General features: G+C 44.6%; 15 protein-coding genes. 6 read left to right on the top strand and 9 right to left on the bottom strand.

All coding sequences use genetic code 11. The annotated features are described in order from the left end of the window. Positions 1-144: 144 nt before the first annotated feature. From Q1A18_RS01885 to Q1A18_RS01855, 7 genes are all read right to left on the bottom strand, one after another. On the bottom strand, positions 145-2,133 hold the full coding sequence (locus Q1A18_RS01885) for a RagB/SusD family nutrient uptake outer membrane protein (RefSeq protein WP_299576751.1): 1,989 nt from the start codon (positions 2,131-2,133) through the stop codon (positions 145-147). 12 nt (positions 2,134-2,145) lie between these two features. Beyond that, positions 2,146-4,845 (bottom strand): SusC/RagA family TonB-linked outer membrane protein, encoded by a 2,700-nt coding sequence (locus tag Q1A18_RS01880; protein WP_299576749.1) that lies wholly within the window; start codon positions 4,843-4,845, stop codon positions 2,146-2,148. Further along, a complete protein-coding gene (locus Q1A18_RS01875; protein WP_299576747.1) occupies positions 4,823-5,638 on the bottom strand; it encodes a carboxypeptidase-like regulatory domain-containing protein in 816 nt (271 codons plus the stop codon). Before Q1A18_RS01875 ends, Q1A18_RS01880 begins: the two co-directional genes overlap by 23 nt. Before the next feature lie 115 nt (positions 5,639-5,753). Then, a complete protein-coding gene (locus Q1A18_RS01870; protein ID WP_299576745.1) occupies positions 5,754-6,818 on the bottom strand; it encodes a FecR domain-containing protein in 1,065 nt (354 codons plus the stop codon). A 52-nt stretch (positions 6,819-6,870) separates the two neighbouring features. Next, positions 6,871-7,494, bottom strand: coding sequence for a sigma-70 family RNA polymerase sigma factor (locus Q1A18_RS01865; RefSeq protein WP_299576743.1), 624 nt, complete (start codon positions 7,492-7,494; stop codon positions 6,871-6,873). A gap of 131 nt (positions 7,495-7,625) precedes the next feature. Beyond that, positions 7,626-10,970, bottom strand: coding sequence for a glycoside hydrolase family 2 TIM barrel-domain containing protein (locus tag Q1A18_RS01860; RefSeq protein WP_299576741.1), 3,345 nt, complete (start codon positions 10,968-10,970; stop codon positions 7,626-7,628). A 112-nt stretch (positions 10,971-11,082) separates the two neighbouring features. Then, positions 11,083-13,371, bottom strand: a complete 2,289-nt coding sequence (locus Q1A18_RS01855; RefSeq protein ID WP_299576739.1) for a family 20 glycosylhydrolase — start codon at positions 13,369-13,371, stop codon at positions 11,083-11,085. A gap of 115 nt (positions 13,372-13,486) precedes the next feature. Here Q1A18_RS01855 and nagB point away from each other — a divergent pair, with 115 nt between their 5' ends. From nagB to Q1A18_RS01825, 6 genes are all read left to right on the top strand, one after another. After that, the gene (gene nagB / locus Q1A18_RS01850; RefSeq protein ID WP_363322863.1) at positions 13,487-15,469 is read left to right on the top strand and encodes a glucosamine-6-phosphate deaminase; all 1,983 of its coding nucleotides are present in this window, start codon (positions 13,487-13,489) and stop codon (positions 15,467-15,469) included. A 12-nt stretch (positions 15,470-15,481) separates the two neighbouring features. Then, the gene (locus Q1A18_RS01845) at positions 15,482-16,597 is read left to right on the top strand and encodes an aminoglycoside phosphotransferase family protein (RefSeq protein WP_299576737.1); all 1,116 of its coding nucleotides are present in this window, start codon (positions 15,482-15,484) and stop codon (positions 16,595-16,597) included. Then, the gene (locus tag Q1A18_RS01840) at positions 16,594-17,229 is read left to right on the top strand and encodes a carbohydrate-binding family 9-like protein (protein WP_299576736.1); all 636 of its coding nucleotides are present in this window, start codon (positions 16,594-16,596) and stop codon (positions 17,227-17,229) included. Before Q1A18_RS01845 ends, Q1A18_RS01840 begins: the two co-directional genes overlap by 4 nt. A 250-nt stretch (positions 17,230-17,479) precedes the next feature. After that, complete coding sequence (locus Q1A18_RS01835) at positions 17,480-18,568, top strand: substrate-binding domain-containing protein (protein WP_299576734.1); 1,089 nt, start codon at positions 17,480-17,482, stop codon at positions 18,566-18,568. 267 nt (positions 18,569-18,835) lie between these two features. Beyond that, positions 18,836-20,317, top strand: a complete 1,482-nt coding sequence (locus tag Q1A18_RS01830; RefSeq protein ID WP_299576732.1) for a potassium/proton antiporter — start codon at positions 18,836-18,838, stop codon at positions 20,315-20,317. Positions 20,318-20,662: 345 nt separating this feature from the next. Continuing rightward, positions 20,663-21,001 carry a nucleotide pyrophosphohydrolase gene (locus tag Q1A18_RS01825; RefSeq protein ID WP_299576730.1) on the top strand — a complete coding sequence of 113 codons (339 nt, stop codon included), beginning with the start codon at positions 20,663-20,665 and terminating at the stop codon, positions 20,999-21,001. Between the two features lie 172 nt (positions 21,002-21,173). On the opposite strand, the gene Q1A18_RS01820 is transcribed toward Q1A18_RS01825, so the two are convergent. Together Q1A18_RS01820 and pflA are read right to left on the bottom strand one after the other, a co-directional pair. Further along, on the bottom strand, positions 21,174-21,956 hold the full coding sequence (locus tag Q1A18_RS01820) for a formate/nitrite transporter family protein (protein ID WP_299576728.1): 783 nt from the start codon (positions 21,954-21,956) through the stop codon (positions 21,174-21,176). Between the two features lie 6 nt (positions 21,957-21,962). Then, positions 21,963-22,712 carry a pyruvate formate-lyase-activating protein gene (pflA, locus tag Q1A18_RS01815; RefSeq protein ID WP_299576725.1) on the bottom strand — a complete coding sequence of 250 codons (750 nt, stop codon included), beginning with the start codon at positions 22,710-22,712 and terminating at the stop codon, positions 21,963-21,965. Positions 22,713-22,788: the final 76 nt, after the last annotated feature.

The following is a 22,788-nucleotide window of genomic DNA, read 5'->3' as shown; positions in this document are numbered from 1 at the left end:
TTCTACATGCATCGAGAGGAGTTAGTATTCCCCCACTCCTTCTGCTCTTCTACCATCGTAAAAAGAGGCCACAAAAGCATGATGAATCATTCTTTATGTGGCCTCAATGTTGCACTAAATTATTTTATGTATGGAATTTCCAATTTAGTCAATAGCACCGCTATTTGCTTCCAGTGGCCATCCCGGATTCTGATAAATCACAGAAGTGGTCAGGTCAGACGTATTTTCAGCAGTAATGATAAAGTGCTGAATAGCGATCGGATCCAGGTAGTGTGCTGACGTCCAGCGGTAACCGTCGCGTACCAGGTTGGTATTACTCAGGTTGATGCGGTACGGACGCAAGTACTCACTTTCTGATGAGCTTGAAACGTTTGGCGTTTGATCAGGAGTTCCGGCTTCAATCAAACGTGATTCACCATCCTCATCAACGAACCAGTTTTGCATCGGTCCCCACAGTTTGAAACCTTCCACAATGTATGGATTAGTTTTCAACTGATCCAATGCTCTCCAACGCTTAAGGTCAAAATAACGCATACCTTCAGACATCAACTCACAGCGACGCTCGCGACGAATGTTGTACAAGGTTTTATCGGCCAACAATTGTCCGGCAGAGTAAGCTGCAAAGTCATTCTTCGCTTCTTCGCTCATCACAGTAGCATTTACCGTAACCGTGTAATCAGGATTAACACCTGCACGCTCACGGATGGCACGCCAGTATTGGTCCGCTTTCGCATTAACCGATCCTTCTTTCAGGTAAGATGCTTCGATGTAGTTCAGGTAAGCCTCGGTTGCACGGAATACAATACTTCCGGTTGATCCGTTACTTCCTTCTGTTTGTGCATCAATATAAGACATTCCCTTTTTAAGGGCATAACCCGTAACATAGCGTACTTCATTAATTCCGATAATGTCAGGATAAGCTTCTACGATAGGTGTTCCATCAACATTTGTTTTATCGATTAAACGTAAGTCGCCAGGAGTTTTCAGGAATAATTGCAGACGGTTATCACGGTCAACTTTTACCAGTTGCGTTGAATCATCGCCAGCATATCCAGAAGCGGCATCATAGATTGGCAATCCGTTTGCCATCAGGAAATTATCAACAAAACCTCTTGTATAACCCGTGTTTCCACCGTTTTTATTCAAGTAGTGGTTCACGTTGTGGTTGATTCCTTTGCTTGGATCATAAGCACGCCACAACAACACTTCGCTGTAGCCATTCATATCCACATCGGTATACATTTGGGCATAGGGATTTTGTGAAGAATCGTAACCATCATCTTTGGTATTAGGAACCAACGCCACAGCGTCAGCAACTTCCTCTGCAGCTTCCATCGCCTGAGTCAGGAAATAATCGATTTCAACGTCGATATCGAATCCTGAAACTGTAGCAGGATCACCTGGCCATCCTTGTCCTCCAGGAACCTGAGCAGTCCCTTTATGATACTTTAACCAAGTAGCTTCGTGTAAAGCTACCCGCGACTTGAATAATTTAGCCACGTCTTTCGAAATCCGGTTTTTACCATAAGGAGCACTCTCGCTCAGCAGCATGATGGCTGAATCCAGATCAGAAATGATGAAGTGAGCCACTTCGTTACGTGGACGACGTTCTGAAGCCAGCACCAATTCTTCCATTTGGTCATTCAGTGTTTTCTTCACGATTGGGAAATCACCAAAGGCCTGTACTTTGTTGAAATACTCATAAGCTCTCAAGAAGTACATTTCACCGATGTAATGATCCACATTGGTCGCGTTACCACTGATTTCTCCAGCTTCCCAGCGAGGTAAAACTGTTTCGAAGAAATAGTTGCACTGACGAATGCTACCAAAGTTCCAGGCACCACCTGATTGTGGCACGCGGTATTCGCCCGGAACCCAACGGTTGGAATAACCCGAAGTTACCTGGTTATCGGTGTGGTTGTCGTTAGCAAAGGTTCCAACGCCCCATCCACCGTGAGTTGGGAAATTGTATTGCCCAATCGAATAAGCCGCTAAATCAGCTTCGTTCCACAAGTATTCGTTTGGAGTCACATTTGACAATGGCTCCCGGTCCAGAAATTCATTGCAGGAAGTTAGTGATACTGCAAGTAGTAAAATGACCGAATAAATTGTATATGTTATTTTTCTATTCATTTTTTCAATCCATTAAAAGTTAACACTTAAACCACAAGAGAATACTTTTGACAATGGATAAGTTTTTCCATCGCTCCAGCCACTCAATCCAACTGTTTCCGGATCAAATGTGTCAATCATATTCGTAATTGTTAACAGATTGTCTCCTGAGATATAAAAACGGGCTTTGTTAATTCCTACGCGGCTTGTTAGCACTTTAGGTAGTGTATACCCCACCTGAAGGTTTTTCAAACGCAGGTAAGCGCCACTTTGTAAATAACGAGTTTGTGTTTGTTGGTTTTTACCTGTGCTGAAATAAGGTTTTGGAAAGTATGAATCCAGATTCACATCAGCATGACCGGCTTGTACCATCACCGAGTTTTCATCACGGAAATAGTCCATGTGTGTCGTAAATCCGGCAGATTGCCACATACCACCGCTGGCACCCCAGAAATAAGGTCCGCCTGGCATCCAATCTCTTTTACCAACTCCCTGGAATAAGGCTCTGAAATCAAATCCTTTCCAAGAACCAGTCAGGTCAAGACTGAAGCGGTAACGAGGTGTTGAGTTACCAATTACCGTACGGTCACCAGTATCTCCCAGTAGTCCTGAACCACCATCAATTTTACCGTCGTTGTTCAAATCGGCGTACATAATGTCACCAGCTCCCCATTTGCTTGACAGGCTGCTTTGGCTAACATTTGCTAAGTGCGCATCCATTTCCTCTTGCGTTTTAGCAATTCCGATTGTAGTATATCCCCAAATTTCACCCATTTTTCGACCATTGAACCAAGTATTGGTATTGTTGGTTGGGTTCGGGTAGTTGGTAATTTCCTGCTGGTCATCAGACACAACAGCTCTTACACCGTAGTTAAAGTCACGGATTTTATCTTTCCAGCTCATTTCCAATTCGAAACCATACGATTTCATATCGGCGTTGTTAATCTGAGGAACGCTGGTTCCCAAAATAACAGGAAGTTCAGGAGCCGGTCCAACCATATCAAAAGTTTTCCGGTTGAAGTAGTCAGCGTTTACAAACAAACGGTTGTTAAACATGGACAAGTCCAAACCAACGTTGTAGCTAGTCACACGCTCCCAAGTCAATAACGAACTGATCAAGCCAGGAGCACTTGCAGTATTTGGTCTTTCACCACCCAGTAACCAGCCACCATTGTTGATGCTAACAGGCATTTGCGAGTAGAACGGGTACCAGTTTGAGGTGTTTTGGTTACCCAACTCACCATAAGAACCTCTAACCTTGAATGTTTGGAAAATATGATCCAATCCCCAGAAGTTTTCTTTTGCCATATTCCATCCCAGTGAAACAGAAGGGAAAACGTTCCAGCGCTTGTCATCCAAATAACGTGAAGTACCATCGTAACGGGCATTCACTTCTACCAAGTAACGCTCTTTGTAGTTGTAGTTCAAACGACCAAAGAAACCGGCTGTAGCCCAGTGTTGGTATTGACCTTGCTCAGCTTTACTGTTGTCAGTGGCTGTATTAATCGTTGGCAATGACGGTGAAATCAAACCTGTGCGTGATGCAGCCAGAGTGCGGTATTTCATCAGCTCTGAGTTAAAACCTCCCATCACTTTGAAATAGTGATCCTCGTTGATTCTGAACTCGTAGTCCGAATAAATGTTCGAAGTAAAGAAGTTGTCAGCCCGGTCATATTCATACACAGAGCTGTGACCTGCTGCATTCCAAAGCACAGCAACAGGGTATGGGTTTTCATTTACATCATAGGCATAAGCAGGAAGCACATCCTGGTGGTAAGTGGAATATTTTACGCGGTAGTTACCATCTACATAAATGTTCCAACCTTCCAATGGATTAATTACCAACTGAGCTTGCTGATACACCCAGTCTGAACGATCACTCGTACGTCCACCATCGCGAAGCTGAACAATTTCGCCACTTGAATCCGTATAGTGTCCGTTTGGATCTTTTACGGGTATAGTGGGCCAGCGGCGAGCAATGTTGTGGAAGAACAGGCCTGATTGCTGAGTGGCTCTTTCGTAATCTTCGCGAACCAACTTGGAGTTGTAGTTGAACGATACATGTTTCGACAACTTGGCGTTAATTTTTGCCGTAATGGTATAGCGGCTAAACTGGTCATTAGAGTGACGCGCTAAACCTTCCTGATCGAGGAAGTTACCTGACACATAGTAACGAACATCTTCATTTCCTCCATTGATGCTGATCGCATGATCCTGCGCAAAAGCTGCACTACGGTAATGTTCTTTAAACCAGTCAGTGTTAGCATTTGAACCAGTATAAAATTGCCAGCGGTCACCATTATTATTAGGCACAGTACCGTAATCAATTTCTCCAGCCTGGTATTGTAAAATACGCTCAATCACTTCGTCCGAGAATTTAGCTCCTTGACCATCATTGGCAGCAGCTTCGTTCCAGTACAAAGCAAAAGTGTACGAATCCAACATTTCAGGCAATCCCAGAGGAGCCGTCAAACGGAAGTTGTTGTTGTAGTTAATGGTTGTTTTTCCTTCTTTCCCAGTTTTTGTTGTAATAAGGATAACACCAAATGCAGCACGCGATCCATAGATGGAAGCGGCAGCAGCATCTTTCAATACCGAAATATTTTCGATATCCTGAGGGTTAATGGCATTCATGTCTCCTTCCATACCATCAATCAATACCAATGGAGAAGCGTTAGAGCCCGAACCGATGGTTCCGGCACCACGAATGTTAAAACTTAAACCTTGGTTCAACTCCCCCCCCCAATCCGGAAGTTTGAAAGTTTAAGCCGGGAATAATTCCCTGAAGTGCCTGCCCTACGTTTTGCACCGGACGAGATTCCAGAACTTCTGAAGTCACATTCGATACAGAACCTGTCAGGTTTACTTTTTTCTGTGAACCATAACCAATGGCCACAACTTCTTCGATACCGATTGTTTCTTCTTCCAATACAACATCAAAGCTGGACTGATTACCCACAACGACTTCCTGGCTTCGCATCCCAACAAACGAGTAAACCAAGGTAGCGCCCGGAGCAACATTTTTCAAGGTGTATTTTCCATCAAAGTCAGTAATCGTTCCATCCGAAGTTCCTTTCACCATTACAGTTACCCCAGGAAGAGGCTCGCCACCCTGGTCTGAAACGGTTCCGGCAATGGTACGCTCCTGTTGTGCAGTCTGGCTTTTAACAGAAAGCACAATCTGACGATCAATAACTTGATAGCCCACATTGCTGTTTTCAAACATTAACTCCAGCACTTTGTCGATCGATGCATTTTTGATTTGCATGTTGGTTTTACGTTCAACATCAACAATACCTCTATTGTAGAGAAAAACGTATTCACTTTGTTGTTCAATTTCGTACAAAGCATCTTCAATCGACCTGTTTTTCACATCAAGAGTCAATTGAGTTTGCTGGGAGTACCCTGAAAGCGCATAGGATTGCATCAGGCAGAACAACATTAAAAAAGTTGTTAATTTCATAATTCGCAATACTTTCTTCAGACCTACCCTATCGGGTAAGCCATAACAATCAATTTTTTTCATAATTTTGTAGTGATTAATTCTTACAATTAATTGAATTATAGATTGGGATGCGGATAATGTTGGGGCATTATCTGCATTTCTTTTTTATTCCATAAGCAAACTTAATTTTCGTTTTTTATTTAATTCGCACCTTTCCTTTCACATACGCTCCGTCTTTATTCAAATACCCTTTGGTGTAATCAAATTGAATGGGTGCCGACAGTTCCAGAAGTTGAAAGATTTGTTCTAAACTTTCATTTTGAAAAGTGGCATTATAAGGATAGCTGCCCAATTGGGGATTGGATAGCTCAAATTCAACATTGTACTGACGTTGTAAAACCCGAAGAATAGAATTTAAAGAGGCATCCCTGAAGATGAACTTACCCTCACGCCAGCAGAGAAAGTGCTCCAGATTCTTTCGTTCTACATGAATGGTTTCGCTTGACTTGTCGAAAAAAGAAACCTCGCCGGGCTCCAAAAACAATTCGCCACCACTTTTAGCCAGAGAAACACTGCCTTCTACCAAGGCGACTGTTACCACTTCTTCTTCTTCGTAGGCATTTACGTTAAATTCTGTACCGTACACTTTGATGGTTGGCCCAAAGTTTTCTACATTAAAAGGAGTTTCATCTTTGCTAACCTCAAAAAAAGCTTCTCCTTCCAGGTGGACAGTCCTCCCGTTATTGGCAAAAATTGGAGGATAAGTCAGTTGCGAACCGGCATTTAACCACACTTTTGAGCCGTCAGGCAAATCAACAATTGTGCGGGTACCAATGGGAGCCACCACAGAAATCTCCTCATCCATTCTATTTTCAACCAAGCTGGAATACGTTGTTTCCAGTTGCTTTTTATCCAGCAATGTCCAGGTTGTAAAAAGTAACAAGGGAATAAACAATACGGCCGCAACACGCGTCAAGCGACGCATCCACACAACCGTTCCTAAAGTATTTCTTTGTTTTTTGGAACGATCAAAAGCTTTCTGTTTCAGATAATCGACTTCCAAATCACTAATGGCAGGAGTAGCAAAGGAAAACATACGAACGGCCTTACAGGCTTCATCAAATTCCCGGGTTTTATCGGAATGGTTCTTTTTCCATTCCTCCCATTTCTGAGAATCTGCGACCTGTTCACCTTTTGCCCATCGTATAAACTGTGTGTCGGCAACCAGGCTTTCGAATGTATTTTCACTAAACTGTCTCATTGTGTGCCTTTGCCTATAAAGAGTCGAAACCTGGATTTTATACTCACTAATTTTAAGAAAACTTTATCTTTTCTTTAAAAAAAGCAAACAACACCAGACCAACATCCTGTTTATCAACAGAATCACCAACATTCATTTCTTCTCTTAATTTTTCAAGAGCCCGAAATAATAAGTTGCGGACGGACTGCACATTCAAATCCATAACCTGTGCAATTTCCTTAAATTCCATTTCGTGCTTGAATCTTAATACGATTACCTCTCGCTGCCTGGAAGTTAAATGACGGAGTCCGGCAACCAGCTTATTTCTGGTTTCCAACTCGGTTTCGCTTCCAATAATAAAATCTTCGCTTGAAAAGGTAAAATATTGAGAGGAGGCTTCGTCTAAATCTGTCTGAGTACGAATTTTAGAAGCCCGTCGAAGTAGCTCTCGCCGCAGAGAGACCATTAAATAGGCATTGATATTGGCTATTTCCTTGACTTTTTCTTTACGCGACCAAAGATCAGTAAATAAGTCCTGAATGGTGTCTTTCACCAATTCAGCCACCGGAACCAGCTTCAAACCGTAAAAATACAATTCCCGAAACCGTTCCTGAAACAATTCACCAAGGGCATCATTGTCCCCTTGCTGAAATTTATTCCACAATGAATTATCCCAATTCTTATTTTGCGTAGTCATCCCTTAAGCAGTTCGCAGGCAAATATATAAAAATTAGGTCATACATAAGCCAAGAAATCCGGTTTGGCTCTCAACAGATGAAAACCAAACCGGATCAAATAATTATTCTAAATAAGAAACGCTGTTAACCGCTATTTTTTATTGGCAAGCGATTTACTCATTTCCAGGTATTTTTCAGTGGAACCATTTTTAACAGGCACCAGGAAGAAACTATACCGGTGAACTTGCTGTCCACTCATCATGTATTCTTTCTGTGGACGGGCTCCCCAGCTGTTATCACCAGCTACGCCACGTTGTCCCAGATCAATGTTCAACTGCACCAAATCACGCTCTTTAATGTCGTTGATGTGCTTGCTTCCATTCACTTCCGGAATACCATCGATGCGGAAAGCAGGCTCTACCTCGCTGTTTCCTTCGTAGTCAATACCTTCTGTAGTATCAAAGTCTTCATTCAGCATGTGCAATGCGCTCATACCCAAGCCAGCCTTCGGAGTATTGGCCACAACCAACAAACCATTGCCTGCTTTATCCTGAAGCGCGAACCAGTTCACATCCGTACGGTAGCCATTTTCCTGCGGACGCACATAAGGCACATACATTTCGCTTACGTTGGTTTGGTACAAGTCAACAAAAGTAGACGCTTTGCGGTCAACATAGTTCTCCCAAGGACCACGACCAAAATAAGTCAACTGCTCATAATTAGCGGGCAACTGCATACGCATACCCACACGTGGGATATCTGCACGATAGTCTGTTTCAGCCAAGGTGTTTGACACTTTGACCACACCAGTTCCTGCAATTTCATACACACTTACAAAAGTGGTGTTCACTCCTGGCAGTTGGTAAGTTACTTCCAGTTTTACGCGGTTATCAGCCAGCTTTTCAGTTTTCATAGCCGTAACTTCAGAAAACAAAGAGGCTTTTTTCCACTCACCATTGTTAAACTGCATGCGGTTTCCAAAGTCGTTATCGGTAGGTGCACGCCAGAAGTTTGGCTTTGGTCCTTTTCCATCTTTCAGCAATTCCTTGCCTTTGTATTCAAACGAAACAGGACGTCCTTCTTCCTGACTGAAAACAAATTTAAAGTTGGCATTTGACACCGTCACTTGCTTGGCATCTTCCTGAACAGTCAAGTCAGCACCATCGGCAACAGCCACCGGCTCTGTTTTAGAAAATTTAGCCAATTCGATTTGCTCATGAGCCACTTCAAATCCGGCGGGAAGTAATCCCCAGGCCTCTTTCAAGGTAGCAGAAAGATGCACAAAGTAGCGTGTATTGCTTTTCGGCTCAACACCATCCAACGACACCCGAATCATCTGCCCGGTATGTGTTTCCACATCAAGATCGTTAAAGTTAAGCGTCTTTAACACATTACCGTCAGCTTTCACCTGAGCTGTAAAGTTAAAGACATTTAAATTAGTGAAATCATACAGGTTCTCAATAAACACACGCAACTCATTGTGACGATTAAGTCCCGCATTTTTGAAATTGATAAATTCGTGCGCTTTCTTCACTTCAAACAAGCCCGGCTGAGGTGAGCGGTCCGGGAATACAATTCCGTTGTTCAGGAAAGTATTGTCGGTAGGCATGTCCTTACCGTAGTCACCACCGTAGGCATAAAAACGCTCTCCTTTTTCATTGGTTCTCCAGATCGATTGATCAACCCAATCCCAGATAAAACCACCTTGCAGGTTATCGTACAATTCAATAATATCCCAATAATCCTGGAAGTTACCCGTACTGTTACCCATTGCGTGCGCGTATTCACTCGGAATAAACGGACGGTTGGTTTTGTGCTTTCCGACGTACTCGAAGAAACCAGGCGATGGATACTGTGGCACCACAATGTCGGTGTTCCATTCCATATCCAAAATATTGCCGTCGTAATCTTTATACGAACGCTCGTACTGCACCGGACGTTTTTGCGAATCGGCGGCTTTCATGGCTTTGTAACCTGCATAAAAGTTGATTCCATTTCCTGCCTCATTACCCATACTCCAGATAATAACCGAAGGATGATTTTTATCGCGTTCAACCAGGCGGACCATGCGGTCGACATGCTGGTTTTCCCAAATTTCTTTTTTAGCCAGCGAATGATCGCCGTAATACATTCCATGCGACTCGATATTGGCTTCGTCAACCACGTAAATTCCGTGCTCATCGCACAGCTCGTAAAAACGGGCTCCGCGTGGATAGTGACTCAAGCGCACAGCATTGATGTTATTTTCTTTCCAAAGGCGGATGTCAGTCATGATCATCTCTTCACTCATCACATGACCTGTTTCCGGATCAGTTTCCTGGGCATTCACTCCTTTCAGGGTAATGCGCTGTCCGTTAACCAGCAACAATCCTTGCTTGATTTCAACCGTACGGAAACCAACTTTAATTGCAGTAGCCTCCAGTGTTTTTCCTTTTTTATCCTGAACTTCCAGCAATAAGGTATACAAATTAGGATGTTCATCGCTCCATGGCTTCACATTTTCAACAGTAGCAGCCATCGCTTCCGTCAGCTCGGCACTTGCGCCAACTTCCAGTTTTTTAGATTCGCTGGTTACCAATTGCCCTTGATCATCCAGCAACTGATATGCCAGTTTGAATTTTTGAGCTTTCGGCTGATGGTTTTTCAATTCAACGGTTAGTTCCAGCTCTCCGTTTTGGTAAGCAGCGTCCAATGTGGCTGCGGCCTCAAAGTCACGAATACGTAGTTTTGGCTGAGTATACAAATACACACTTCGCTCAATCCCACTGATACGCCAGAAATCCTGGCACTCCAAGTAGGAACCATCGGTCCATCGGAAAATTTGCAGTGCAATCGTGTTTTCGCCTTTCTGAACATGCGGTGTAATATTGAATTCGGCAGGCAACTTACTTCCTTGCGAGTAGCCCACATATTTTCCATTAATCCACACAAAACCACCTGACTTCATGGCACCAATGTGCAGAAAAATTTCCTTGCCATCCCAATCATCAGCTACGACAAAACTGCGGCGGTAAGATCCCACCGGGTTGTAGGTATGAGGCACCTTACCCGGATACTTCGGATAAATGCCATCCAGTTCCATATCATCGGCAACCGGAGCTTTGTGATCAGCAAATTCGTATTGATGGTTCACATAAATTGGAACCCCGTAACCTTCCACTTCCCAGTTTGAAGGTACTTTAATATTATCCCAGTCATCCACATTTTCCTGAGGATCCATAAAGGTCACCGGACGATCCTGAGGATTGCGAACCCATTTAAACTTCCAGATACCATCCAGGTATTGGCGGGTATTCACCTCGGTGGCCTTTTGAGTTAAGGCTTCTTCAACCGTAGGCACCGAAACAAAAGAGGCATGGGCCGGCTCTTTGTTTTCCTGAATCACTTCAATGTTTTCCACATAATTCCAGACATTAAGTCCAGAATCTGCTGCTTGTCCCCGGGCCGTCCATCCGGACAGGGCAAAAGCTGTGAGTAGTAGCAAAGATTTTCTCATGAATTTAGAACTTTTCTTTTTGAGTAATTTTATAGTACTAGCAGTAAAAAAAAACTGCCTTCAAAAATAACACACAAATCTTGTGTTTTACTCTGAAGGCAGTTATATTTTGTTAATAGCTAAAATTATCCAATTTCAGCTGAGAGAACTTCTCATCACCAACTTTCTTATAGTCAACAATAAAGTGATTCCATGATTGAGGGAATCCACCGATATTATTATTCAAATAAATAATTTGAACCGGATGTTTTCCTTTTGCCAACGCAATTTGCGCATTGCTACGCGAAAAGCGTTTCACTTCGCCATCGTTGTTTACCAAAAGTTTGTCTCCAATAAAGAACTGGTCAAAATTTGTTTGGAATTCGTAAATACCATCTTCCGGAACTTCAATATACCCCTGAAGCTTTGCTCCTGTTGGTTTTTTGTAGTTGTTGATCGTCGGCAAAGTCTTTGCATTAACATCAATCGACTTCCAGCTTTTTGCTGATTCCAGGTCTTTCACTTCAATGAAGATTCCTTCAGCATATTGTACGGTCAATCCTGTCTTGCTTGTTTCTACAGAAACGGCTGGCAACAGGTCTTGTTTTTCAACCGTAATGGTCCGCACCTTACTCATGGTACCGCTATTGAGTACCGAACGAATTTTCACAGTTGCGTTCTCGGTAAAGGTCAACGGTGATTCATAAACTGCAGCATTTTGATCAGGCTCGCTTCCATCCAATGTGTATACCATTTTGATCGGGCGAGTCGTTGTAAACTCAAGCGAAGCTGTATCGGTAAAAGCAACATGGTTAACTGGTCCTTCGGGCAGAGGAATATGGTAATTGATGTTGTGCAGATCAAGTCTTACAAACTGAGGATCCATGCGTTTAACGAAATCCGCGTAATCCTTATTTTCCTTTTGTGTCCAGCCCACTTCTGCCAAGGCAATAATACGAGGATAGATACGGTACTCAAACAGTTCCGGAGTGTACATATACTCTGACCACACATTTCCTTGTGTTCCCAAAACATGTTTTGCTTTCTCACCTTTCAACTCGGCAGGCACCGGATCGTAGCTATACGATTCTTCCATGGTTGTGTAACCACCAATAGCAACCGGCTCCACTTTACTGTCTCCCTGGTAGTGATCCAGGTAAACCCAGTTTCCAGGAGTCATCACCACATCGTGTCCCTGGTTAGCCGCTTCAATACCTCCGGCTTCACCTCTCCACGACATTACTGTTGCTGAAGGAGCCAATCCACCTTCCAGGATTTCATCCCATCCGATCATTTTCCGGTCGTGGGCCAACAATACTTTTTCAATACGTTGCACAAAATAACTTTGCAGTTCGTGCTCGTCTTTCAGACCCTCTTTGCGGATACGACGTTGACAATCGGGGCAAACTTCCCAACGATCTTTCGGCGACTCATCACCTCCAATGTGAAAGTACTCGTAAGGGAACAATGGCACCACTTCGTCAATGATGTCTTCCAAAAAGTGGAAGGTTTCCTCTTTACCCGCACAATATACATCGGGTTCAACACCCCATACCGTACGAACCTCAAATGGTCCACCTGTACATGAAAGTTCAGGATATCCAACCAAAGCAGCCAGTGAGTGTCCCGGCAATTCAATTTCAGGAACCACATTGATGAAACGCTCAGCAGCATAAGCCACCACTTCTTTAATTTCTTCCTGTGTGTAGTAACCGCCATAAACGCTTCCGTCACCTTCAGTACGTTTAGACCCCAGCTCTGTCAGCTTTGGGTACTTTTTAATTTCAATCCGCCAGCCTTGGTCTTCTGTCAGGTGCCAGTGAAACGTGTTCATTTTAAACAAGGCCATCACGTCCAATTGCTTCTTGATGAAATCAACCGAAACAAAGTGACGACAAACGTCCAGGTGCATTCCGCGCCACACAAAGCGAGGTGCATCGTCAATCTCTACACAAGGCATGGTCCAGCTAACGTCAGCCACCGCCTGCGTGCTTTCAATCTCAGCCGGCAACAACTGCAACATACTCATCAAACCATAGAAAGCTCCACGCTCTGATGCTGCCTTGATCGTAGCTCCCACAGCAGTTACGCTCAACTGGTAAGACTCGTCGCTTGAACCAGCCTCTCCCGTCAATTCAACATGAATAAAGTTTTTAGCCGGCAACTCGTTCACAACGGCCAACTCAAAACCAGCCGCCTGCTTAAATCGTTGGTTGATCAGGCCAGCAGCCGATTGCAGCTTATCATTGTCAGGCACAACAAAGGCCGTTTTAGCATTAACCGTAAAACTCCCCTCTCCTTTTACCAAGCCATTGGGCTGTGGCACTAACGCTATTTCCCGCTCTTTACCAGCCTGATTGGTACAGGCGCTAAAAAACGCAGTGATTAATGTACAAAAAATGAATGTTCGAAAAATTCTCATTTTAGTATGATTTAATTGATAATTGATCTCCATAAACAATGGTAACGTGCACAAATATATTAAAAGATGTGTGCACGTACACACATTTATGGCAAAAAACTTTTCCCATCAAAAAATAGATGCTATTTTAGCCCGAAAATTAGACATCTCTGTCAATCCAAAAAACATCTACAAAATAAATAATCAAATGAGTACGAAAGACTTACCTACAACCACAGAAAAAGTTCCTCTGCGGATTTTCAATGACAAAGAAGAAGGTTCTGCATTTATTGCACGAGAAATTGCCAACGTAATTAAAGCCAAAGATGAACTTGGAGAACCAACCGTTCTGGGTTTAGCAACCGGAAGCAGTCCGCTGCGTATTTACCGCGAATTGATTCGTCTTCACCAGGAAGAAGGATTGAGTTTCAGCAATGTTATCACATTCAACCTGGATGAGTACTACCAGCTGGAACCAGACAATAAAGAGAGCTATCACTACTTCATGTACGAAAACTTTTTCAATCATATTGACATCAAACCCGAAAACGTACACATTCCCAATGGTATGTTAGCCCCTTCTGAAATTGATGATTTTTGCGCTGAATACGATCGCAAAATTGCGGAATTGGGTAACCTTGATGTCCAGTTGTTAGGTATAGGACGCACCGGACACATCGGATTTAACGAGCCCGGATCAACAGACACAACCGGTACACGCTTGGTGAAGTTGCACAAAGTAACCATTGAAGATGCTGCTGAAGCTTTCGGTGGTGAAGAGCACGTGCCTCTTCGTGCCATCAGCATGGGAATCCGTCCGATTCTGAATGCGAAGAAAATTTTCATGGCCGCTTGGGGCGAAGGCAAAGCCGACATCCTGGCCAAAGCCATCGAAGGACCTGTTACTCCTGAAGTGCCCGCTTCCTTCCTGCAAAAGCACGCCAATACACTTTGTATTGCCGACCAGCCTGCAGCTTCCGGATTGAGCAAATTCCGTACGCCTTGGTTAACTGGTTTCTGCACCTGGGACAGCCACCTAAAGAAAAAAGCCGTCGTTTGGTTGTCACAACAAACCGACAAGCCCATTCTTAAATTAACTGACAACGACTACAAACAATGGGGATTAGCTGAGTTGTTAAAAACAGCCGGCTCTGCTTACGCTGTAAACCTTGAAATCCACAACCAACTGCAACAAACCATTACCGGATGGCCAGGTGGTAAACCCGACACCGATGACACGAACCGTCCGGAGCGTTCGAACCCGTTCCCTAAAAAATCAATTGTTTTCAGCCCGCACCCGGATGATGATGTAATCTCAATGGGAGGAACTTTGCTTCGCTTGGTTGAACAAGGACATGACGTACATGTGGCTTATCAGACTTCAGGAAACATTGCTGTTTTCAACGATGATGCACACCGCTTCGCTGATTTCGCCTTAGGTTTTGCCAAAAAATTCAATGTTGCTGAAGATCAGATTGCAGCCGTGCACAAACAACTGCTGGATGCCATTTACGATCCAAACCAAGATCCGAACAACAATCCGGACGTACTGAAAATCAAAGGCCTGATCAGACAAGGAGAAGCCACATCAGCATGTCGTTTCTGCGGTGTAAAAGCCGAAAATGCGCACTTCCTGGAATTGCCATTCTACGAAACAGGTAGCGTTACCAAAAACGACTTGTCGGAAGCCGACGTTGACATTATTGTTGAACTGTTGGAAAAAGTAAAACCCGAGCAAATTTTTGCAGCAGGCGACCTACACGATCCACACGGAACACACGCTGTATGTCTGAACGCTATTTTCAGAGCCATTGATCGCTTAAAAGACCAGCCATGGATGCAGAACTGCTATGTTTGGTTATACCGCGGGGCTTGGCACGAGTGGGCAATTGAAGACATCGAAATGGCCATTCCAATCAGCCCCGAAGAGTTGATGAAAAAACGGAAAGCCATCTTCAAACACCAGTCTCAAAAAGACTCTCCGGTATTCCCTGGAAAAGACAAACGCGAATTCTGGCAACGTGCCGAAGACCGAAACAGAGGTACTGCTAAAATATACGATAAACTTGGACTAACGGAATACGAAGCCATCGAGGCTTTCAAACGTTATAAATTCTAAACAAATCATCTTATGACTGAAAATGAAATCAAAAAAATTGCAGAGCAATTTGCAATTGAAGGAACCGTAGGCGAGTTGAAAGCCTATGGTTCAGGTCACATTCATGAGACGTACCGGCTAAAAAATGCCGATGCGCAAAAACCTGACTACATCCTTCAGAAAATCAACAACAGCATCTTTACCAATGTAGAGGAGTTGATGAACAACATCCAAACGGTGATCAATCACCTGCAGGAACAAAAGCAAAACGACACGACCGGATCGGTTAAAGGTGAAGTTTTACAACTGGTTCCGGCCTTGGATGGAAAAGCATACTATCAGCACACCGATGGCAGCTTCTGGCGTGTGTACGTATTCCTGGAAGGCACCCGCAGCTACGACCTGATTGAAAACGACAAGCAGGCCCGCGAAGGTGGTAAAGGCTATGGCCGTTTCATCTCGGCGCTGGCTGACCTTGATCCAAACAAGATTTTTGAAGTGTTGCCTGATTTCCACAACATGCAGCACCGCTTAAACCAACTGGATACAGCGATTACCAAAGACCCGGTAGACCGGTTAAAAACAGTAGCCGAAGAGGTGAACTTCGTGAAAGAAAGAGCCGAGCGCATGACTACCATCAAACGAATGGGCGATGCTGGTGAACTGCCTTTGCGCATTACGCACAACGATACTAAATTCAACAATGTTTTGTTGAATGAAAACGATGAAGCGCATTGCGTAATTGACCTGGACACCATCATGCCGGGCTACATTGCCTATGACTTTGGCGATGCCGTTCGCACAACCATCAACACTGCTGATGAAGATGAAAAAGACCTGGAAAAAATCCAGCTTAACATGAATGTCTTCAAGGCTTTTTCTGAAGGTTTTATCGGAGAAACAGGTGCAACATTGACTGACAATGAAGTAAAATCACTTTCAGAAGGTTGTTTGATGCTGCCTTTCATTATGGGTGTGCGCTTCCTGACCGACTACATTGACGGCGATAACTACTACCGCATTCATTCTCCACACCACAACCTGCAACGGGCGCGTGCTCAGTTTCAGCTTGTGCGGAAACTGGAGGAGAACTTTGAGGAAATCAAAAATATCATTGAGCAAACAAGCGCAAAAGCTAAAAGCAAATGACATTAGAAATTCCCAAACTCAGTAGGCCTGTCAATTCATTGGCCGACTTAAATGCCGCCTTTGACGGGCTGAACGAAAATGCCCTGGCTTGTTTCCCCTGGGAGACACCAGCCAACAAACCGGCAGTTAACTTTAAAGTTGCTCACAACAATGAGTCAATTTTTCTGAGCTACCGGGTACAGGAAGACGAAGTGCTGGCTCGTTTCAGCAAACACAACAGTCCGGTTTATACCGACAGCTGTGTTGAGTTTTTCGTGTCGTTTGAAGGCGACAAGAATTACTACAACTTCGAGTTTAACAGCCTGGGTACCTGCCTGGCCGCTTACGGACCAGATCGCCACCAACGGCAATCCATTGCTCCGGAAACACTGGGGCTGATCCAGACTCAAACGAGCCTGAACAGGGTGCAAGGTCAGTCACATCGTTTCGACTGGCAGTTGGTTATTCAACTTCCCATTTCCGTTTTGACAAACTCTAAAATCAGCAGCTTGTCCGGACTGAAAGCACGGGCCAACTTTTACAAATGTGGCGATGATCTTACAACACCTCATTACATCAGTTGGAACAATATTGGAACCAGCAATCCTGATTTTCATCAACCTCCATACTTTGGAGAAATTGAATTCCTATAAGCCGGCACAAGTCGGTGACCAAGATAAAAGAGGATCGAAGGATTCCTCTTTTATCTTGCTTTTAAAATCAGGCCTTGAGAAGAACAACCGTTCTGCCAGTGCCTAAGCCCTGTCCAACACCAAGGTGTTTTCGCAAAGTAAAGTGGACAGCAACATCCCCCGAGACGGGCAAGCCTACAGCCTGTTCTCAATAAGCTAATTAAAAAAATTTTATCAGTATCTTTGCGCCCGAGGCGTTGATTTGGAAGTTATGGAGAATAAAGAACCCACAAAAAATGTAGTTAGAATAAAAGACATTGCCGAGCTGGCCAATGTTTCCACAGGAACTGTTGACCGCGTGCTCCACAATCGCGGCCGGGTTTCTGAAGAGGTGAAGCAGCGCGTACTGTCTATTGCCCGGGAACTCAACTACGAGCCCAATATGCTGGCCCGCGCCTTGGTTTCCAAACGCGAATTCCGGATTGCAGCCTTAATTCCGGATGCGTCGCTGGATGACTACTGGGCAGAACCAGCCAAGGGAATTCGCAAAGCAGAGGCGGAATTGCGTCAATACGGGCTGGTGGTTTACTACCATATATTCAACCAGTTTGATGTCAACTCGTTTAAAGAGGAAGCCGAAAAACTCTCCGGACTGAATTACGATGGTATCCTGCTGGCACCTGTTTTTTACCGCGAATCACTTACATTTTTAAATCGCTGGAAAAGAGACCAAATCCCCTTCAACCTGTTCAATACGCACATTCCGGATTACGAACCGCTGTCGTACATTGGTCAGGATTCTTACCAGAGCGGCGTAGTGGCTGCCAAATTGCTTCACTATGGCTACCTGTCAAGCGAGCCAATTAGCTTCATCATTGCGCACATTGACGAAGATGTGGCCAACTCCTCGCACCTGATCAAAAAAGAACAGGGTTTCATGGATTATTTTGATACTGCCGATACCCCATTTGTTAAAGTCGTTCGCACGGAGCTGCACAAAAGCTCGGATCAGCGTATTTTTGCCCAACAGCTGGATGAACTGCTGGCTAAAAACCCCGATGCACGCGGAATTTTTGTAAGTACTTCGCGCGCCTATGCCGTGGCCGACTACCTGGAAAATAACCCGCAACACAAGCTTCGACTGATTGGTTATGATTTGCTGGATAAAAACCTAACGCACCTCAACAAGGGAACCATCAACTTCCTGATCAATCAAAATCCGAAAGGCCAAGGCTACTATGGCATTCAGCTGCTCATCGAGCATCTTGTTTTCAAGAAAAAGATCAATCCGATCAAATACCTGCCGCTGGACATCATTACCAAAGAAAACCTGCATTATTATATTGAGTCGGAAATCTGATTTCCGACTATTTTTTACCCTTTTCCCACCACTTTGGTCTAAACTTCTATCGGCAGATACTCAATCTGCCACAACTGAAAATTCGGTAAGCCATTAAAAAATTGAGTTCCATCCGGCCTGGCCTTCCATCACGAATTTCTCAAGTACACCTCCCTTCTGTCAGTGAAAAGCGGCAAAGCACTTGCTAATTCCCGCATTTATCCTATTTTGTCCAACCAAAACAGCATTTTCGTGTTTAAAAATCAAACACTTCATTTCCTATAATTTATGAGTCTAACCATTGAAAACATTTTACTTGTTGGTTCACTACTGCTATTTATTAGTATCCTTATTGGTAAAACCTCGCACCGCTTTGGAATTCCGACCTTGGTTTTATTCCTTTTTGTGGGAATGCTTGCCGGATCCGAAGGCATTGGCCGCATTCATTTCGACAATCCGCAGCTCGCGCAGTTTATAGGAGTAGTTTCCCTCAACTTCATTTTGTTTTCCGGTGGACTCGACACCAACTGGCGGTCGATTAAACCTGTGCTTTGGCAAGGAATATCGCTCTCAACCCTGGGCGTTTTGCTTACGGCAGTTAGCCTGGGCCTTTTTGTGTGGTGGCTCACGGATTTCAGCCTTTACGAAGGCTTGCTATTGGGCGCCATTGTTTCATCAACCGATGCGGCGGCTGTGTTTTCCATTTTGAGGGCCAAAAACATTGGCCTTAAAAGCCAGCTAAAACCCACTCTTGAGCTGGAGAGCGGAAGTAACGACCCGATGGCTTATGTGCTAACCATTGCTTTTTTAAGTCTGGTCGTTACCCCCGAACAAAGCCTTTTATCCATCATCCCGCTGTTTCTGCAGCAAATGCTGCTTGGCGCACTGGCCGGCCTGCTGTTTGGCAAGCTCACCAAATACATCGTCAACAAAATTCAGCTGACTTACGAAGGCCTCTACCCGGTTCTGGTCATTGCCCTGATGTTTATCACCTTCTCGGCCACCGATTTTATTGGCGGAAACGGGTTCCTTGCCATCTATATTTGTGCCGTGTTTCTGGCCAACCAGGACTTTATTCACAAAGCAACCATTGTTAAAATGTTCGACAGCTTGGCCTGGCTCATGCAAATCGTGTTGTTCCTCACGCTGGGCTTGCTTGTTTTTCCGTCGCACATTTTGCCCGTCATTGGAATCGGACTGCTCATCTCGCTTTTCTTAATCTTTATCGCCCGACCTTTAAGCGTGATGGTAGCCCTCACACCTTTCAAAATGAAAATGAAGCAGCGCCTGTACATTTCGTGGGTTGGGCTGCGAGGCGCTGTCCCCATCGTGTTTGCCACCTACCCGCTGCTGGCAGGCATTGAAAAGGCCAATATGATTTTCAACATTGTGTTCTTTATTTCACTCACCTCGGTGCTGGTGCAAGGTACCACACTAAATACCATTGCCCGCTGGCTGCGCGTATCGGCTCCTGAGCTGGCCATTCCACAAATGGCCCAGGAAACTTTCCTTTCTGAAGAGATCAAAAAGGTACGCACCGAAATTATTATTCCCGAAGACGGCTCAGTTGCTGGAGAAAAAATTGTTGATCTGCACTTTCCCCGCACTGCACTGATCGCCATGATTAACCGCGGAAAGGAATACCTCACGCCTAACGGATCAACCATTATTGAGTCCGGAGACCGGCTGGTTGTACTGGCCGACGACCGCGAATCGATGAACCTGGTTTATGAGTGTTTAAAAGTAGCCCCCACTCCAAAAGCCATTTAGATTATTAGTTGGACACAGGCCCTTTTTACTGGCCCTGTCACTTTTCGATGGCTCCCTGTTAAGAATCTAGCGTCCCAGTTGCTTTTTTGTGGCCCCTGTAAGCTTTTAAGGCGCCCAGTAACGGAATATTAACTCCCAGCATGGTCTTACAGGCTTCCTGTTGAACAGGAAGTTAAAATTCTTTAACTGGAAGGCCTCAGGGGTAACAGGACGAGTTGCAAGCATACAGGACGACTGCCAATCGCGCAGGATGGATGAAAAAGTAGCAGGAAGCATTGGAAAAAGAAAAAAATCAACCAAAATTCAGCCGATATGTTTATTTTCGAGAGAATTTTGACTGAAATTATGAGTGATTATCAAAAAGTGATCGAAAAACTGATTGAATTCAGGGATGAACGAAACTGGCAACAGTTTCACGATTCAAAGAATTTAGCTTTGGCCCTATCCATTGAAGCTGCAGAGTTGAATGAATTATTTCTGTGGAAGAAAGAGCATGAGCTCACCGATGTAAACCAGGAAAAGCTGAAGGAAGAGCTTGCCGATGTTTTGGCTTATGCCTTTTTATTAGCCGAAAAACATGAGCTGGATGTCTTTGAAATCGTATTAGACAAAATCCGGAAAAATGCAGCCAAATACCCGGTAGAAAAAGCCCGGGGAACTTCCAAGAAATACACCGAGCTGTAGGCGATCCGCGATTCCCAACGTGGCAGAGCACATCCAACAAGGGCAAGGAAAAATCAACACAAAATCGTTCAGCCCCCCCATGCTGCAAAGTAGAACGCAAAGAAAAACGGTCGAAAACAGATGTGTCATTTGTTTTCGACCGTTTTTCAGTTCATCACCATCCATTTTTCGCTCAGTCGCGGGCGTAGGTGTACCAATAAAGGGTTCCGACGAAAAAGGCTCCCCCAACAATATTCCCTAAGGTTGCAGGAATCAGGTTTTCAACCACAAAAGCCGTCCAGCTGATGTCGGCACCTTCAAAAATGGCCAGCGGAATAAAAAACATGTTGGCAATGGAGTGCTCAAACCCCATAGTTACAAAAGCCATCACCGGCCACCAAATCCCCAGAATCTTTCCGGAAGTGTGCTGAGCCGACATGCCCATCCACAAGGACAAACACACCAGCCAGTTGGCGCCAATACCTTTCAGAAAGGTTTTGTAAAAAGGGTTACCCGTCTTTCCCATAGCAATGTTTTGCACGGCCTCGCTCCAAGGAGCAGCACTCACTAAATCGGTCAAGTGAACCAGAAAGTAAGCAACAAACAGCGATCCGATCAGGTTGCCCAGATAAACCAAAGCCCAATTGCGCAAAGGAGCCGTCCATTGTTGTTTTTTACTGAGCACATTGGGCATAAAGTAAGCATTGTTACCGGTAAACAGTTCGGCGCCGGCCATAACCACCATCATCAGCCCAACGGGGAAAGCTGCCCCCATCAGAAATTTGGAAATTCCCGGGTTTTCGGCAGCCAATCCGGGCACACCGCCGCCAATCAGAATAGCCAGCAGCCCGCCAAAGGAAATGTAAGCACCGGCCATAAAGGCAAGCACCAGTATTTTTTTTGCAGAATAAGCGTCTTTATCTATAGCCAGTTTCCCGGCAACCTTGATGATTTCTTTGGGTGAATATAAACTCATCGGTTTTTATTTTATAATTACTTTTTTGAAATAAGGGGTGAGTTTTTGTTCTACAATCTCCAATTGTTCGGGCGTATTTTCAGCCACATCCATTAACTGGTAATCCATGCCCAAGGCTTCCCATTTGTATTGCCCCAGCTTGTGATAGGGTAAAATTTCGAACCGCTCCAGGAAGTTCATGCCGGAAAATTGCTCAATCAGCCATTCCAAATCTCGTTCCTTATCGGTAAAACCCGGAACCAGCACATAGCGCAACCAAAACGGGAGCTGACTCGCTTCACGCAGCTTAACGTTACTGAGCATGGCTTGTAAGCGCGAAACGCCTGTAAGTGTTTTAAACCCTTTGTCGGTGGTCGATTTTACATCGAACATCACCAGATCAGAAAGACCGGAGATCAGCTGAAGCGCTTCCGGCGTGCGAACAACACCATTCGTATCAATATTGGTGTGAATTCCTTCTGCTTTCAATGCCTCGAAAAAAGGAATGAGCGCTTTGCTCTGCAGCATGGGCTCGCCGCCCGAAACAGTGACTCCACCATCATCTCCAAAATAGGTTTTCATGTTGCGGGCCCGCTTCACCAAGGCTTCAATCTCGGTGGTTGTGCCGCCCTTCATGGCCATGGTATCGGGATTTTGACAATACAAACACTGCAGGTTGCAGCCCTGTAAAAAAACAACGAGCCGGATGCCCGGGCCGTCATGCGTCCCAAACGATTCGATGGAGTGAACAGTGAGTGTTTTTTCAGCTTGGGTCATAGTCCTATTAAAATAGAAGACACCCTCCCCCGTTTTTCAGGGGCAGAATGTCTTCAATGTAAATTATATGCAAATA

This window comes from uncultured Sunxiuqinia sp. (genome assembly GCF_947495665.1).
In the GTDB taxonomy this organism is placed as follows: domain Bacteria; phylum Bacteroidota; class Bacteroidia; order Bacteroidales; family Prolixibacteraceae; genus Sunxiuqinia; species Sunxiuqinia rutila.
The sequence above is the reverse complement of the archived record's forward strand: the minus strand, read 5'-3'. Positions and strand labels throughout refer to the sequence as shown.